Source organism: Armatimonadota bacterium, assembly GCA_017993055.1.
Taxonomy (GTDB): Bacteria; Armatimonadota; UBA5829; order DTJY01; family DTJY01; genus JAGONM01.
In genome coordinates this window covers 11,938-27,051 of sequence record JAGONM010000009.1, presented here as the reverse complement: position 1 = coordinate 27,051, position 15,114 = coordinate 11,938, and the positions used below count along the sequence as shown (strand labels likewise).

The following is a 15,114-nucleotide window of genomic DNA, read 5'->3' as shown; positions in this document are numbered from 1 at the left end:
TTCTCCTATGTGTCCCATAAACCCCATCCGTCCCATGGGACGGACGGGACCTGCCGGTCACTGGTTCCGCAGTACCTCGATCATCGCCGCCATGTTCTCGGCGGGGACATCGGACGGGATGTCGTGCGAGGGGGAGGCGATGTACCCGCCGCCCGGTCCAAGTTCGCGGAGGAGCCTGCGGGTCTCGGTCCGCACCTCATCGGGCGTTCCGAGGGGAAGAAGTCGCTGGACGCTTATCCCGCCGAAGAACGAGAGCTGTCCGTGGTAGCGCCTCTTCGTCTCGAATATGTCCATGACTTCGGGCTGGAACGGGTTGAAAATGTTGACGCCGACCTCCACAAGGTCCGGCAGGATCGCTTTCACGTCGCCGCAGCAGTGGATCATCACGTACTTGCCCGCCTCGTGAACGGCGTCGTACATGCGCTTGATCCTCGGCTTGATGAACTCCCTCCAGAGCGACGGGCCCATCAGCACACCCGCCTGGCTGCCCCAGTCGTCGCCGAACCGGACGCAGTCGATGTCGTAGGAGGTGGCGATGCGTATCTGCTCGAGGTTGTACTCCGCAATGCGGTCGAGCAACTCACGGACGAACGAGGGGTTCCCGATCATGTCCATCATGAGACGCTCCATCCCTCGGAGGGTCCAAGCCCGCTCGAACAACGAGAAACCGAGGCTCGCCACGCGGAACTGGTCGGGATGACCGGCCACGAACTTGCTGTAGATGGCGTCGAGCGCCTGGCCTTCGCACGCGGGCGGGTTCCACCCTCGGAGATCGGCCTCCGGAAGCACCAGGCCCTCGACGTTGCCGATGTCCTTGTCGACGGTCCGGTTCCACACCACTCCCCAGACGTCGCGGAAGTAGCCGGGCTTGATCTCCTCCCACTCCCTCAGGCTGCCGAGACGCAGCATCGCAAGGTGGTTGCCGATCTGCTTCTCGAAGTGGGGGTCGCCGTAGAACTCGGCCATCTTCTCCCTCGCGGGGATCGTGAAGGTGACGTGATACGGGACGATGTCGGTATCCTGGAACTGAATCGCGCGGTAGACTCGGTCTCTTGGCGTCATGGCCTATCGCCTCCCTGTCTTGCCGACAGGATAGCCCCGGCTGCCGCGCCTTGTCAAGGCATACCATGGAGGCGGCGATATGTGCTAGACTGGTGACAGAATTGGAGGGGGAACATGATCGACATCCATCTGCACATAGGGCGGCTCTACACCTCCATGGACAAGCCGTTCACAGCCGACGATGCGCTTCGTTTCATGGATGCAAACGGCATCCAGAAGGCATGCCTTCTGCCGATCGAGAACCCCGAGGAGACCGACTACTACGTCACCACGGACCAGATCCTTGTAGAGGCCGGGCGGCATCCGGATCGCTTCATCCCGTTCTGCAACATCGACCCGAGGAGGAGGAGCGCCGATCTCTCGACCGACTTCCTGGGCATGCTCAGAGAATACCGCGACCGTGGATGCAGGGGATTCGGCGAGGTGCTCGCAGGCCTGTACGTAGACGATCCACGCCTGCAGAGGATCTACGCGGCGTGTGGTGAACTCGGGCTGCCGATCGTCTTTCACCTCGATGCACTACGCTGCATCGACGAGAAGGGCCTCCCGCGCTTCGAGGCGATGGTGCGCAGCTTCCCGCAGACGATCTTTATTGGGCATGGACAGCACTTCTGGTCGGAGATATCCGCGGATGTCAGGGATGAGGAGTTCAGCATCTACCCCAAAGGACCGGTGAAGCGCGTCGGACCGGCCGAGAGGCTGATCGCCGAGTGCCCGAACCTCTACGGCGATCTCTCAGCAGGCAGCGGGCATAATGCCGTCACGCGCGACCCGCAGTTCGGACGCTGGCTCCTCGAGACCTACCAGGACAAGCTGCTCTTCGGCACGGACAAGCTGAAGGAGGACCAGGAGACGCCGATCATCGAGCACCTGCGCACGGTCGGTCTGCCCCAGGATGCATACGAGAAGATCGCCTTTCGGAACGCGGAAGTGCTCTTGCCGGCGTAGTCGTCTGCGCCCGGACGGAGTTTCCTGGAGTTGACACCGCAGAGCGCGCGGCGTATACTCCAGACCTGCGCGGAAGCACGAAAAGAGATGCCGAACGTCGTGAAACCAACTGCCTTGATACTCTGCATTCTGCTCTGTTCCATATGCCTGCCTGCGATCTGCGCCTTGGCCGAGAGGCCCTCCCGATCTGGGTTCACTCTCTGGCAGCTTCCCGAGCAGACCCACAGCCAGATGATGTCCTATGTCGTCCGTACGGTCGGCGGCAGGGTTATTGTCATAGACGGCGGCATGCCCGGTGACGCTGACTACCTCCGGGCATTCCTGGCTGAGTGTGGGAACAGAGTGGACATCTGGTTCGTCACACACCTGCACGACGATCACTTCGGCGCGCTCGGCGAGATTCTGCGGAAGCCGTCTGGTCTGCGTATTGGCCGCATCTACGCCTCTACACTGGATGACGAGTGGGTGAGGCAATACGGAGGTGAGGGCGAGTTCAGTTCGTGGATCGATTTCCAGCAGGCTCTGCGCAGCGTCGGGCGGCGGCTCATCCAGCTTCGGCCCGGGGGAAGGATGGATGTGGACGGAGCGGTCGTAGAGGTTCTCGGCGTCGCGAACCCGGAGATACGTGTCAACGGGATCAACAACTCCAGCATCGTGTTGAGGGTGAGTGATAGTTCGAAGTCGGTCCTGTTCCTCGGCGATCTTGGGCCCGAGGGCGGCAGGAAGCTGCTCGAGGGCAAGTACCGGGATCGCCTGGACTGCGACTATGTTCAGATGGCGCACCATGGGCAGAACGGCGTCAACTTCGATGTCTATCAGGCCGCATCACCCCAGTATTGTCTCTGGCCGACCCCAAGTTGGCTCTGGGACAACAACATCGGGGGGCAGGGCAAGGGTACCGGCCCGTGGCGGACTCTGGAGGTCCGCGCATGGATGGATCAGCTTGGTGTGAAGAATCACTACGTGACCGCCGACGGGTTGAAGAGGATAGACTAACTGGTTGCGCATTCTAGGATGGTCGAGCGATGCACCCTCTTCCTGAGGAAATCAAACAGCACGTCGAGGGGCTGAGCGATAGCCCTACGGTCCGCCTGTCCGTCGAGAGCGACCTCTCGCCCGACGGGGAGATCGGCAGGCAGTGGCTCATCACCACCGATGACCGCGTCTACGTAATCAGCCGGGATCACGGGCGGCCTGCGGTCAGTCGCGATCTCCCGCTGGCCGATGTCATCGGCGTCAACGCCGAAGCCCAGGTTGGCAGCGGCTGTCTGATCGCCAATGTCGGGGGCGAGTTCGTTCCTCTCATTCGATATTCCAATGCCATGACGAAGGAGTTCGGATATGCGGCGAAGCGGGTGGAGGCCCAGGCCCAGGGCAAGGAAGCCCCACCGTTAACCGACGAGGATCGCACGCGCAGATGCCCGAAATGCGCGTTCCCGCTGGAGACAGGTTCCGACGTATGCCCGAACTGCGTGAACAAGGCGCGCGCGATCCGGCGGTTGCTCGGCTACGTACGGCCGTACCGTACGCTGACGATCGCAGCGGGCCTTCTCATGCTCGCGAGCCAGTTGATGATGCTGGCGCCACCGTACCTTACGAAGGTGTTGGTGGACGATGTGCTTCGCAAAGCAGAGCCGTACCGGGGGAAGGTGCCGGGAGAGCTTCGGGCGGACCTGCTGCACATGCTGGGCCTGATCGTACTGGCGCTGGTCGTCACGCGGCTGATCTCAATGGTGATGGGAATCTTCCAGTCGCGCATGACAGCGTACCTGGGATCGCGGATGATCCATGACATACGGATGGAGCTCTACTCGTCACTCGAGCGGCTGACGGTTGGATTCTTCGACAAGCGTCAGACGGGTGCCGTGATCAGCAGGGTATCGCAGGATACGAACGCACTGCAGGAGTTCCTCGCATTCGACATCCAGTTCATCGTGTCGAACACGCTTCTGCTCGTATTCGTCCTGGCGATAATGTTCCAGCAGAATTGGAGACTTGCGGCGCTTACGATCATACCGGCTCCGATCGCCTCGGTTGCGGCGATGTTCATCTTCACTCGGCTACGGTGGGTCTTCCGGCGGGTCTGGCACCGGTGGTCGAAGCTCCACAGCGTGATGTCGGACAGCCTGCAGGGCCTGCGGGTCGTGAAAGCGTTCGCCCAGGAAGACAAGGAGATCGGTCGGTTCGAGCGCCGCAGTCGCGATCTCTACCAGGCCTCGATGCATGCCGAGCAGACTTGGGCGACCATGCTTCCGATCATGTGGTTCGTGCTCAGCTCCGGGCAGTTCATCGTGTGGTACGCGGGGGGCATCGGCGTGTTGGATTTCGGGTTGACGACCGGAACGCTCATCATGTTCATCGGCTACATCGGTATGCTCTACGGGCCGCTCCAGATCGTCACTCGCATGTGGGACTGGATCGGCCGCTGCCTTGCCGCCTCGGAGCGCGTATTTGAGATCATGGATTCGCCGCGCGAGGAGACGGATCCTGAGCATCAGGTGCGGATCGAGGACATGAAGGGTCGGGTTCGGTTCAACCACGTGAAGTTCGGCTACGACAAGCACAACCCGGTCCTTCACGATATTGACCTCGAGGTGAGTCCGGGCGAGATGATCGGCCTCGTCGGCCCGTCCGGCGCAGGCAAGAGCACGATCATAAACCTGCTCGCGCGGTTCTACGTCGCGCAGGAAGGTGATATCGAGATTGACGGCGTGGATATCCGGCGGATCAGCCTCGGAGACCTGCGCAGGCAGATCGGGATGGTGCCGCAGGAGTCCTATCTCTTCAGCGGCACCATCTATGACAACATTGCCTACTCGAAGCCCGACGCGACCCTGGAGGAAGTCATCCGCTCCGCGAAGGCGGCCAACGCGCACGACTTCATCGTCAACTTCCCCGACGGCTATGAGACGCAGGTCGGCGAGCGAGGCCAATCGCTCTCCGGGGGGGAGAGGCAGCGCATTGCCATCGCCCGCGCGATCCTGCACGATCCGCGGATTCTCATCCTCGACGAGGCGACGAGTTCGATTGACTCCGCGACGGAGAAGCAGATTCAGGAGGCGCTCGGACGGCTTGTGAAGAATCGCACGACCTTTGCCATCGCCCACCGTCTCTCTACACTCGGCAACGCCGACCGGCTGCTCGTTCTCGACAAGGGGAAACAGGCTGAACTCGGCACTCACGAGGAACTCGTCAAGAAGGGCGGCACCTATGCGAAGCTCGTCGAGATGCAGAGCGAGCTCTCGAAGACGATAGGGGTGGGCGGATGAGCGACTGGCAGGGAGATGCGGGTGCCGTGCGTTATCTCGGGGCCGACGACTTCTCTCTGTGGCGTACCGGCGGAGGCGCGCTCAGGCTCACGCTCCACGGCGAGAAGTCGGTTCTCCGGGTCAAGTGCAGACGGTGCTTTCCCTACTCACTCCCGGAGAGGTTCATCTCCATCAGAGACGGGTCCGACGGCGAGATCGGCATCGTAGCGAATCTGCACGAACTGCCGAAGGATTGCAGGACCCTGATAGAGGATGATCTCGAGATGCGCTACTACGTTCCCCAGGTCAGGAAGATCGAGACGATTCGCCAACGCTTCGGCGGCATCGAATGGCGCGTGGACACCGACCGCGGACCAAAGCGCCTGATTACCAAGGGCATCCATGACACGATGACCGAGGTCGAGGTCGGCCGATATGTGCTCACGGACGTGGACGGCAACAGGTATGAAATCTGCATCGAGGGACTCGACGTCGGAAGCCGGGAATGGCTCGACCGGCTCATTTGACACCGCGTCGCGGCTTTGCTAGAATTGCGGCGAAGAAAGCCTCTGTCAAGGCGCGGTCGTGATGAGAGTGAGATGGCTGCGGCAGCAGCCGGTGCCGCTCCGTCTGCTGCCGCGCCTATGGAGAGAGGTAACCGCATAGCATCACGTCTCGGCTTGGGACCGAAACGAGCAGGGCTCCGGATGCGTTGTTACGTCGTCCGATGCACTATGCTATATCGGCACTAGTGTTTCATACCCAGGTTTCTCAGAAGCGAAACGTCGAAAATCCGGGATGCCTGCGAATGCAGCCCGAGGAGGCTGAGAGGACATGCAGTTTGACCTGGCGGCCTTGGAAGACCAGATGACCCTCGGAAAGAGCTTCAAGATCAAGTACCGCTATCCTCTGGAGACGGGGACCAACAGGGAGCGGTTCGCAGTTCGATCCGACAAGTTGATGGACGTATCGAAGGAACTCGGCCGGTTCTACACCCTGTACCGCGGGGTGACGCCGATCTGGCTCGAGGCTGATGAGATCATCGAGATGTCTCCCGACGACGGCCTCTATGAGGACTTCGGCGACGAGTAGAGGCGCGCTGCCGCCACGAACGCCCTGAACAGAGCCTTGCACGGCTCGTAGACGTACTCATCCGCCTGCCTCTCGGGATGCCACTGCACCGCGATTGCCCACGGGTGTTCGGTCGCCTCGACGGCTTCCACGATCCCGTCCGGCGCGAAAGCCGATGCCTTCAGTTTTGGCGACATCTCTTTGAGCGTGATCCCCTGATGATGCCTGCTGTTCACGACGCAGGGCCAGGTCCACGTGATGTGATAGAATCGGCTGTTCAGATCGACGGATACTCCGTGCATAGCACTCGTTCCCGGCTCGTGCTTAGGGGCGTCAGCCTCCACATAAGCCCTATGTCGAAGGCTGGTGCGTACGTCCTTGATCAGGCCTCCGCCGAGTGCTACGTTCATCACCTGGAATCCCCGGCAGATGCCGAGCATAGCGAGTTTCTTCTCGTAGGCCAAGCTCGCAAGCGGAATCTCGAAGGCGTCGCGCTCCGGGGTGCAGGTCATGTGATACTCAGTGAGCAGATCGTCGGTCGAGAGGCTCTCATCGCCGGGATTGGCCCGCGAGGGGTAGTAGTCGGGGTGGATGTCCCATCCGCCAGTAAACAGGATCCCATCGAACCGCGCGACGATCTCCTCCAGTTCCGCCGGGGAGTTCTTCTCCATGTTGAGGAACTCCGGCACCCCACCCGCGAGTTCGATCGCCTCCGGGTACTTCGCGTACTCCTCGATCTTCCGCCCTGCTGTGATTCCGATAACGGGCTTACTCATGCGGTGGCCTGTGACTCCAGGCGCTCCAGCAGATCTTCCACCCCCAGCTTCTTCGCCCAGTCGTGCAGATAATCCAGATCAAGTTTTCCGAGTTGAACCTCGTAGACCCGGAGTGCATCCGTAAACTGCTTCTCACTGCCTCCGCACATTCTGGCCCAGTTCAGCTTCGCCAGAATCGTGTCCTCTGGGGCAGAAACCATGACGTCTTCGCCGAGTATGTTCTCACACACTCCCGAGCCCACCTTGCAAGATCGTATTGCTCGCCTGTCAGCATCCAGAAGTCCACCTTGTCCCCGCCATTGACGTCAAGCAGGTTGAACATGCTCTTGCGTGCGACTGCATCGCTGACGGCGTTCTCGTCGAGGTAGAAATCTGGCGCTGGGAATTGCTGAATCAGTCTGGGACTGGATTCAGAGCATAGCGAGATGACCACGTTGATGTCGTGGGTGGAGCGTGGCTCACCCTGCAGGCTGGACACAACCGAGCCTGTTACCATGTAGTCGATGGCGGCTTCATCCAGAGCCTCTACTACTCTCTTCAGTAGTTCTGGTTGTGACATTTGTCCAGGCGCTCCATGAATAACTCAGTCAGTTCATCTTCCGGGAGATCAGGGAAGCGGCTACGGAGCCCGTGCATGAATAAAGACCGTGTGAACTCTGTGAGCTCAAACGCCTTCATGAGCCTCTGTTCCGGCGTCATGCGCCGCAGCGTCTCTATATACAATCTGTGGTTCGGTCGTTGTTTGATGTCCATAGTCGCACCTGTTGTTGATTCTTCCGACAGCATTCTACCACGCTCGCGCTTATCTGCCAACTGCTGACACGCTAGCACTTGCCACCGCATCTGGTGCTCCGGTACAATCAGCGCTGGGACATGGCATGGAAACCGGGGATCGAGTGACCAGTGACCAGTATCCGGTGTCGAGAAGGGGAGGGCGGTTCAAGGATGCGCTCGGGGCGTATGCGTTCCTGCTGCCGAACCTCATCGGCTTCTTGGTGTTTACCTTCCTCCCGATCCTGGCGTCGCTCGCGCTCAGCCTCACAGACTGGGATGTCCTCCAGCCCCTTAACGCGAAGAACTTCGTCGGGCTGAGCAACTTCGGCGAGCTGCTCGGATTCCACCGCGAGGCCGGACGACTGATCGCCAACGACCCCGACTTCTGGAAGTACCTCTGGAACACAGTATTCCTGATGCTCGGCATCCCTCTGGGTATCGCCGGGTCGCTGCTCACCGCGATGCTGCTCAACCAGAAGATCCGCGGCGTCACCGTCTTTCGCACGATCTACTTCCTGCCGAGCATTTGCTCCGGCGTCGCCGTCGCGCTTCTCTGGAGGTGGATCTACAATCCCGAATACGGCCTGCTGAACGCATTCCTGTCGAAGTTCGTCCACTTCAGAGAAGCGCCGATGTGGCTCTACAACCCGGCGCTCGCAAAACCGTCGCTGATCATCATGGGCCTATGGGCGGGCGTCGGCGGGATGAACTGCCTGCTCTACCTCGCAGGCCTCCAGGGCATCCCGCAGGAGTACTACGAGGCGGCGGACATCGACGGCGCGGGCTCGTGGCAGAAGTTCCGGCACATCACGTGGAAGCTGCTCAGCCCGACGACCTTCTTCATTGCGGTGATGAGCATCATCGGCGGATTCCAGGGCGGATTCATGCAGGCGTTTCTGATGACGAGCGGCGGGCCTGCCGGCTCGACCACGACGATCATGTATTACATCTACAATAACGCGTTCGGCGGTTTCTACCGCATGGGATACGCCTGCGCGATCGCATGGGTGCTGTTCATGCTGGTGCTCGGCTTCACGATCATCAACTGGCGGGTCGGCTCAAAGCTGGTTCACTACTCATGAAACTCAAGGCGCGCATGCTCCGCGTACTGGTGTTCATCGTGCTCGCGGTGGGCGGGGTGACCATGCTTGCGCCTCTGGTGTGGATGATCTCGACATCGCTGAAGGAGCAGGGCGAGGTCTTCCGCTTCCCCCCGAAGTGGATTCCGAGCGAGCAGGTCGTCGTGCGCGAGGGCGACCGTTACCTCAAGGCCGCGCGGCTCGAACATGACGGTCGGCGAATGAAGGTCTTGCGCCTGCTGGAGAAGAAATCATACACCATAGTCCGAGCGGAGGGCGGCGAGATCCTGACCGTCCGGCGGAGGGACCTCACGCCTGTCGAGCGCACCAAGTTCGTCTGGTCGAACTACACGCGCGCATGGAAGGCGTTCCCGGTGGACGAGGCGTTCTTCGGCCTGATACGGAACGCGGACGGCTTCCTGGTCTGGTACGTGAACAGCCTGGTAGTCGCGTTCTGCATCATGTTCGGCCAACTGCTGACGAGTTCGCTCGCGGCGTATGCGTTCGCCAGGCTGACGTTCCCGGGGCGGGACAGGCTGTTTCTCGGCTACCTGGCGACGATGATGGTGCCCGGCGTCGTGACGATAATCCCGGTGTTCGTCCTGATGAAGTACCTGGACGCATGGACCGGCGTCCCTTGGCGCGACACGTACAAGGCGCTGATCCTGCCGGGGATGTTCTCGGCGTATGGGACGTTCATGCTGCGGCAGTTCTTCCTGACGATCCCGAAGGACCTGGAGGACGCGGCGCGAATAGACGGCTGCACGAAGCTCGGGGTCTACCGGAACGTGATCCTGCCGCTCAGCAAGCCAGCGCTGGCGACTCTGGCCACGATCATCTTCATGGGCTCGTGGAACGACTTCATGTGGCCGCTGATCGTGACGGACAGCACCGGGATGAAGACGCTCCCGGTCGGCCTGGCATCGTTCCAGGGGCAGTACAACACCGACTGGACGATGCTGATGGCGGCGTCCCTGATCGTGCTGCTGCCGGTGCTGCTGGTGTTCATTTTCAACCAGCGGTTCTTCGTCCGCGGGATCGTGATATCCGGACTCAAAGCATAGAAGGAGACGAGTAACGTGAGAGAGTCGGTCGGTTGGGGTGTCTTCGTGGCCATACTCATTGGATGCGTGCTGATCACATGCTCCGCACAGGAGACCCCGAAGGTCGTGGTCAAAGACGGCCTCGTCATGCCGCTCCGGCCCGTGACCGAGGCCATCGCCGACGCCATGAAGTTCCTGAAGAAGGCCGATGGCGCTTATGTGCCTGGTAGGATCGACCGCGAACTGGCCGGCTATTTCCTTAGCGCCCACGTCAATGAGGATGGATCGCGCGTGGATCGGCAGCTCGCATTCCCTGCGCGCCAGCATGCCTACTTCATACGCACGTTCATCGCCTACTACAAGTACAGCGGCGAGAAGGAATGGCTCATCCGAGCACGCGACCTCGCAGACTGGAACCTTGCGCATTCCACTCCATCGGATGCCCACTATCCGAATATCCCTTACTCGGCGTATGTCGACGGCAAACCCGGAGGCTCAGGGGATCTTGACAGCACCGAGCCGGACAAGGCGGCTTTCATCGGGAGCGCCTACCTCGCGCTGTATGAAGTCACCTCCGAGAAGAAGTACCTCGATGGCGCGAAGGCCATCGCCGAGACGCTCGTCAAGCGCCAGAACGACGACGGAAGCTGGCCGTTCAGAGTCGTGTGGGGCGATGGCAAGGTCTATCAGGAGTTTGGAGGAGCGCCTGTCTTCTTCGTCCAGTTCTTCGAGGACATGCTGCGTTACGAGAAGAAGCCAGCCTACCGGAAGGCCCATGACCGGGCGCTGAAACTGATGATCGAGCGGAACGTCGAGAAGGACCTCTGGGGCACGTACCACGAAGACGTGAAGAACAAGCCGCAGAACAAGTACTCCGCCGAGCCGATGTGCTTCACAGCCGACTATCTCTTCCGCCACGCGAAAAGGCACCCGGAGTACATCGAGATGGGACGCCGCATCCTCGGTCGGCTCGAGGGGCGGCTGGTTCACACTGAGGGACATCCCGCCGCACCCGCGCCCGCTGTGTCGGAGCAGGAGGGGTTCGAGCACATGATGCCCGGCCACACGGCCCGTTACTGCCTGGCGCTGGCCGACCTCTATGCCGCCACGGGTGACAAGGAGGCGAAGCGTAAGGCAATCTCGGGCGTCAACGCGCTTACCTACATGCAGTCGCCCGCCGGGCTGTTCGCCACGTTCTTCCAGAAGGTCAACGAAAAGCCGAACGCCAAGCCCAGGTCTAACTGGTACTCACAGCACCTCTACACCGTCTGCCACGTGCTCGAAGCGATGCCGTCCCTGCCTGAGTGCAAGCCATGAGAAAGAGCCATATTATTCTGCTGGCCGTGATCATCAATACCCTCCTCATCACGGGATGCATGGCGAAGGACGCGGGCAAGATCAAGCTCGTCGTCTGGGGACTCCAGTCGAGCGAGGAGTCCAAGGGCTTGGATGCCGCAGTCGCTGAGTACGAGCGGCGCCGCCCGAACGTTGACGTCCGCATCCTCGCTATGGGCGCGGGCGGCATGAACCCCCAGAAGCTCATGACCGCCATCGCGGGCAACGTCCCGCCGGACATCGTCCACCAGGACCGCTTCACCATCGGCGACTGGGCTTCGCGGGACACCTTCATGCCGCTAGACGATCTGATCGCGCGGGACTTGCGCCAGACAGGCCGGATGGGTCAGGCCGGTCGCACTCCTCCAATCAGACAGGAGGAGTTTTACGAGGCCTGCTGGGCCGAGGCTTGCTACGAGGGCAAGGTCTATGCGATCCCTTTCAGCACCGACGACCGCGCCCTCTACTACAATAAGTCGCTCTTCCGCGAGGCCGGCCTCGATCCCGACAAGCCGCCCCGGACCTGGGACGAACTGCTCACCTGCTCGAAAAAGCTCACAGCTTACCGCAAGGACGGCGGGTTCAAGCGTATCGGCTTCATTCCCAACTTCGGCAACAGCTGGCTCTACCTCTACAGTTGGCAGAATGGCGGCGAGTTCATGAGCCCGGACGGCCGGACGTGCACCCTTGACAACAAGTACTCCGTCGAGGCGCTTGAGTTCATGGTAAGGGTCTACGACGAGCTGAAGGGTGTGGATTCGATCAACTCGTTCTCGTCCGGCTTCAAGTCGAACGAACTCGACCCGTTCCTGACCGGCCTCGTGGCGATGAAGATTGACGGCAACTGGTTCCTCAACGGCATCGCGCGTTTTGGTCCGGACCTCGACTTCGGGGTCGCCCCCGCGCCGGTCCCTCGCGAGCGTCTGGAGGGCAGGGGACGGTTCGCCGGGGAGCCGAAGTTCATCACTTGGAGCGGAGGGTTCTCTCTGGCGATCCCGAGGGGGGGCAAGGAACGTGGACGAGTCATGGGAGTTCATCAAGTGGATGTGCTCCGAGGAGGCCAACCGCATATCGTGCGCCGCCCAGCAGGAGTACAATCTGAGCAAGGGTCGTCCGTATGTGCCGAGTATGACCGCGAACAGGAGGGTCAACGAGACGGTCTTCCGTGAGTTCGCCCCGGGTGCGCTCAAGTTTCGCGAACCCCTGCGCCTCTTCTTGGACCTGATGCAGGTCTCGAAGTACCGCCCGGTCACGTTCGTCGGACAGCGGCTCTGGGACGAGCACGTCCGGGCCTTCGACCTGGCGACGCATCACAAGAAGACTCCCCAGGTTGCGATGGCGGATGGCGCGCGGACTGTTCAGAAAGAACTCGACAAGGTCTTCAACCGTGAGAAGTACCCCCGGCTCAACTGGCTGTACCCGGGGTTGATCGTTGCGGGTGGCATGCTTCTGCTCGCGGCATACATCCGCAGGAAACTCCGCGAGTACGGGCCCATCGGTAAGCTGGGGCAAGGTGAGGCGATCGCGGGTTATCTCTTCGCCGCGCCGTGGATACTCGGCTTCCTGGTGTTTACCATCGGGCCGATCGTCGCCTCGATCATCTTCAGCTTCTGCGACTACGACGTCCTTCACGCGGCGCGCTGGGTCGGCCTGCTGAACTACCGAGAGCTGCTGAAGGACGATTGGTACTACCTGTCGAAGGCGCTCTATAACGCGGGGTTCCTGGCCGTCTTCGGGCTGCCGCTCGGGATGGCGACCGGACTCGCCATCGCCATGCTGCTGAACACCAAGGTGGGCGGGATGACCTGGTACCGTACGATCTACTACCTGCCCTCGATCGTGCCGATCGTCGCCAACGCGATCCTCTGGGTCTGGGTGCTCAATCCCGAGTTCGGCCTTATCAACGCCGCGTGGAGAGCGACCCTTGGCAACTGGTTCAACCTCTCCGCTCCGCTCTGGCTCAGCCACGAGTCAACGTCGAAGCCTGCGCTCATCATGATGGGACTCTGGGGCGCCGGCGGAGGCATGATCCTCTGGCTCGCGGGCCTTCAGGGGATACCTCAGCATCTCTACGAGGCCGCCGACATTGACGGCGCAAACTGGTGGAGCCGATTCTGGAACGTCACGATTCCGATGCTGACGCCGTACCTGTTTTTCAACCTGATCATGGGAACGATCGGCGTGCTGCAGACCTTCGAGACGATCTATATCATGACAGGCGGTGGTCCGGTGGACTCGACGATCGTTCCGGTTTTCTATCTTTTCAACAACGCATTCACATATTTCAAGATGGGATACGCGTCGGCGCTCGCATGGCTTTTGTTCGTGATCATACTCGTGCTGACGGTGGTTCAGCTCAAGCTCGCGCCGCGCTGGGTCCATTACGAGGCTGAGAAGGGGAAATGAACCAGACGCTCTACCCGTTGCTCTGGATGCTCGGCACGGTTCTGCTCTACGCGGTGCTGAGGCTCCTGCTCGTGCAGGTAATCGAAGCCGCCAGATGCCGCGCGCCCGCGATGCTCCTTGGCACGATCGTCTCGCTGGCGCCCGCTGCCTTAGTCGCTGCGCAGGTGCAGTCGGCTCGCCCGGTCAGATACTTCGCCGTAGTCGCGGCGGCCGTCATCGGACTCGCTCTGGCGCAGATCGTGATCGAGAGGACCGTGATGGACTGGCGGCGGATCAAGCAACGCAAGGAGTACGGACGCAAGGTCTCCCTGCACCTCGTACTGCTCACCGGATCCGTCATCTTCACGGTACCGTTCGCGTGGCTGCTGACGACGTCGCTCAAGGAGGAGGACGAGATCTTTAAGTACCCGCCGGTCTGGCTGCCGACTCGACAGGTGGAGGTGATGGTGGACGGTGAACCTCGTGGTGTCTCGACCTGGAAGACCGAGTCGGGGAACGTGACGGTAGCCGAGATCGCCGAACTCGAGGACGGCGGCAAGCGAATCAAGGTGCTGCCCCCTCAGCCGCGAGCCGGCGAGACCGCCGTCGTCGCCAGGTCGGAACTGACCAGGGTCCGGCGATTTGCGCTCAAGTGGGACAACTATTCTGATGCGCTGGAATACCTGCCTGTCGAGACTCGCAAGGGCCTCATCTACGTCTGGAACACCATCTACATCACGATTCTGAGCATCCTCGGCACGATAATGTCGAGTTCGCTAGTGGCCTACTCGTTCGCACGCCTCAAATGGCCCGGGCGCGACCAGCTCTTCGTGGTCTTGCTGGCGACGATGATGCTCCCCGGCGCGGTAACAATGATCCCGGTATTCCTGATCTTCCGCGCGCTCGGATGGATTGACACGCTCAGACCGCTCTGGCTGCCGTCGTTCTTCGGCGGAGCGTTCAGTGTCTTTTTGCTGCGCCAGTTCTTCATGACCATCCCGAACGATCTGGAGGATGCGGCGAAGATAGACGGATGCAGCTACTTCGGCATCTACTGGCGGATCATGCTTCCGCTCATCAAGCCCGCACTGGCGGCGCTCACTATCATGACCTTCATGGGTTCGTGGAACAACTTCATGGGTCCGCTCATCTACGTCAACTCGCCCGAGAAGATGCCGCTCGCGTACGCGCTTCAGCTCTTCCAGGGCGCGCACGGCGCTGAGTACGGCCTGCTCATGGCCGCCTCGACGCTCGTGATGCTCCCTGTCCTGTTGGTTTTCTTCTTCACCCAGCGGTATTTCATTCAAGGCATAACTCTTACAGGCATAAAAGGCTGAGGACGCCGCTCCTGCGCCTCACGAAACGGCATACGGATTGACATTTCGGCGGCATC

Annotated in this window: 15 protein-coding genes; 11 read left to right on the top strand and 4 right to left on the bottom strand. The window is 61.0% G+C overall.

Annotated features, from left to right (window positions below; translation table 11 throughout):
• Positions 1 to 57: 57 nt before the first annotated feature.
• Positions 58 to 1,062: a hypothetical protein gene (locus tag KBC96_05425; GenBank protein MBP6963831.1), complete on the bottom strand. Its 1,005-nt coding sequence runs from the start codon at positions 1,060 to 1,062 to the stop codon at positions 58 to 60.
• 114 nt (positions 1,063 to 1,176) lie between these two features.
• Here KBC96_05425 and KBC96_05420 point away from each other — a divergent pair, with 114 nt between their 5' ends.
• The 5 genes from KBC96_05420 to KBC96_05400 all read left to right on the top strand — a co-directional run bounded on the left by KBC96_05420 (position 1,177) and on the right by KBC96_05400 (position 6,350).
• Complete coding sequence (locus KBC96_05420; protein ID MBP6963830.1) at positions 1,177 to 2,010, top strand: amidohydrolase family protein; 834 nt, start codon at positions 1,177 to 1,179, stop codon at positions 2,008 to 2,010.
• A gap of 30 nt (positions 2,011 to 2,040) precedes the next feature.
• Complete coding sequence (locus KBC96_05415) at positions 2,041 to 3,006, top strand: MBL fold metallo-hydrolase (GenBank protein ID MBP6963829.1); 966 nt, start codon at positions 2,041 to 2,043, stop codon at positions 3,004 to 3,006.
• Positions 3,007 to 3,035: 29 nt separating this feature from the next.
• On the top strand, positions 3,036 to 5,279 hold the full coding sequence (locus KBC96_05410) for an ABC transporter ATP-binding protein (protein MBP6963828.1): 2,244 nt from the start codon (positions 3,036 to 3,038) through the stop codon (positions 5,277 to 5,279).
• Positions 5,276 to 5,785: a DUF1854 domain-containing protein gene (locus KBC96_05405; protein MBP6963827.1), complete on the top strand. Its 510-nt coding sequence runs from the start codon at positions 5,276 to 5,278 to the stop codon at positions 5,783 to 5,785. The genes KBC96_05410 and KBC96_05405 overlap by 4 nt, the downstream gene beginning before the upstream one ends.
• A gap of 307 nt (positions 5,786 to 6,092) precedes the next feature.
• Positions 6,093 to 6,350: a hypothetical protein gene (locus KBC96_05400; protein MBP6963826.1), complete on the top strand. Its 258-nt coding sequence runs from the start codon at positions 6,093 to 6,095 to the stop codon at positions 6,348 to 6,350.
• Here the strand turns inward: KBC96_05400 and KBC96_05395 are convergent.
• Genes KBC96_05395 through KBC96_05385 form a run of 3 tightly spaced genes read right to left on the bottom strand, consistent with a single transcriptional unit; the run spans position 6,326 to position 7,664 of the window.
• Positions 6,326 to 7,105, bottom strand: a complete 780-nt coding sequence (locus tag KBC96_05395) for a gamma-glutamyl-gamma-aminobutyrate hydrolase family protein (GenBank protein MBP6963825.1) — start codon at positions 7,103 to 7,105, stop codon at positions 6,326 to 6,328. The genes KBC96_05400 and KBC96_05395 overlap by 25 nt on opposite strands.
• Positions 7,102 to 7,305, bottom strand: coding sequence for a hypothetical protein (locus KBC96_05390; protein ID MBP6963824.1), 204 nt, complete (start codon positions 7,303 to 7,305; stop codon positions 7,102 to 7,104). The genes KBC96_05395 and KBC96_05390 overlap by 4 nt, the downstream gene beginning before the upstream one ends.
• Positions 7,266 to 7,664 (bottom strand): hypothetical protein, encoded by a 399-nt coding sequence (locus tag KBC96_05385; protein ID MBP6963823.1) that lies wholly within the window; start codon positions 7,662 to 7,664, stop codon positions 7,266 to 7,268. The genes KBC96_05390 and KBC96_05385 overlap by 40 nt, the downstream gene beginning before the upstream one ends.
• 319 nt (positions 7,665 to 7,983) lie before the next feature.
• On the opposite strand from KBC96_05385, the gene KBC96_05380 reads away from it, so the two are divergent.
• The 6 genes from KBC96_05380 to KBC96_05355 all read left to right on the top strand — a co-directional run bounded on the left by KBC96_05380 (position 7,984) and on the right by KBC96_05355 (position 15,058).
• Positions 7,984 to 8,961 (top strand): sugar ABC transporter permease, encoded by a 978-nt coding sequence (locus KBC96_05380; GenBank protein MBP6963822.1) that lies wholly within the window; start codon positions 7,984 to 7,986, stop codon positions 8,959 to 8,961.
• Entirely contained in the window at positions 8,958 to 10,022 is a 1,065-nt protein-coding gene (locus KBC96_05375; protein MBP6963821.1) for a carbohydrate ABC transporter permease, read from the top strand. The genes KBC96_05380 and KBC96_05375 overlap by 4 nt, the downstream gene beginning before the upstream one ends.
• Positions 10,023 to 10,037: 15 nt before the next feature.
• A complete protein-coding gene (locus KBC96_05370; protein MBP6963820.1) occupies positions 10,038 to 11,318 on the top strand; it encodes an AGE family epimerase/isomerase in 1,281 nt (426 codons plus the stop codon).
• Positions 11,315 to 12,505 (top strand): ABC transporter substrate-binding protein, encoded by a 1,191-nt coding sequence (locus KBC96_05365; GenBank protein MBP6963819.1) that lies wholly within the window; start codon positions 11,315 to 11,317, stop codon positions 12,503 to 12,505. The genes KBC96_05370 and KBC96_05365 overlap by 4 nt, the downstream gene beginning before the upstream one ends.
• 274 nt (positions 12,506 to 12,779) lie before the next feature.
• The gene (locus KBC96_05360; protein ID MBP6963818.1) at positions 12,780 to 13,742 is read left to right on the top strand and encodes a sugar ABC transporter permease; all 963 of its coding nucleotides are present in this window, start codon (positions 12,780 to 12,782) and stop codon (positions 13,740 to 13,742) included.
• 443 nt (positions 13,743 to 14,185) lie between these two features.
• On the top strand, positions 14,186 to 15,058 hold the full coding sequence (locus KBC96_05355) for a carbohydrate ABC transporter permease (protein MBP6963817.1): 873 nt from the start codon (positions 14,186 to 14,188) through the stop codon (positions 15,056 to 15,058).
• Positions 15,059 to 15,114 lie beyond the last annotated feature (56 nt).

Excerpts from the sequence above, each read along its gene's own strand:
- KBC96_05395 (MBP6963825.1), bottom strand. The coding sequence starts at position 7,105 with ATGAGTAAGCCCGTTATCGGAATCACAGCAGGGCGGAAGATCGAGGAG.
- KBC96_05360 (MBP6963818.1), top strand. The coding sequence starts at position 12,780 with ATGCTTCTGCTCGCGGCATACATCCGCAGGAAACTCCGCGAGTACGGG.
- KBC96_05410 (MBP6963828.1), top strand. The coding sequence starts at position 3,036 with ATGCACCCTCTTCCTGAGGAAATCAAACAGCACGTCGAGGGGCTGAGC.
- KBC96_05405 (MBP6963827.1), top strand. The coding sequence starts at position 5,276 with ATGAGCGACTGGCAGGGAGATGCGGGTGCCGTGCGTTATCTCGGGGCC.
- KBC96_05420 (MBP6963830.1), top strand. The coding sequence starts at position 1,177 with ATGATCGACATCCATCTGCACATAGGGCGGCTCTACACCTCCATGGAC.
- KBC96_05365 (MBP6963819.1), top strand. The coding sequence starts at position 11,315 with ATGAGAAAGAGCCATATTATTCTGCTGGCCGTGATCATCAATACCCTC.
- KBC96_05375 (MBP6963821.1), top strand. The coding sequence starts at position 8,958 with ATGAAACTCAAGGCGCGCATGCTCCGCGTACTGGTGTTCATCGTGCTC.
- KBC96_05390 (MBP6963824.1), bottom strand. The coding sequence starts at position 7,305 with ATGGTTTCTGCCCCAGAGGACACGATTCTGGCGAAGCTGAACTGGGCC.
- KBC96_05355 (MBP6963817.1), top strand. The coding sequence starts at position 14,186 with ATGGTGGACGGTGAACCTCGTGGTGTCTCGACCTGGAAGACCGAGTCG.
- KBC96_05385 (MBP6963823.1), bottom strand. The coding sequence starts at position 7,664 with ATGTCACAACCAGAACTACTGAAGAGAGTAGTAGAGGCTCTGGATGAA.
- KBC96_05400 (MBP6963826.1), top strand. The coding sequence starts at position 6,093 with ATGCAGTTTGACCTGGCGGCCTTGGAAGACCAGATGACCCTCGGAAAG.
- KBC96_05425 (MBP6963831.1), bottom strand. The coding sequence starts at position 1,062 with ATGACGCCAAGAGACCGAGTCTACCGCGCGATTCAGTTCCAGGATACC.
- KBC96_05380 (MBP6963822.1), top strand. The coding sequence starts at position 7,984 with ATGGAAACCGGGGATCGAGTGACCAGTGACCAGTATCCGGTGTCGAGA.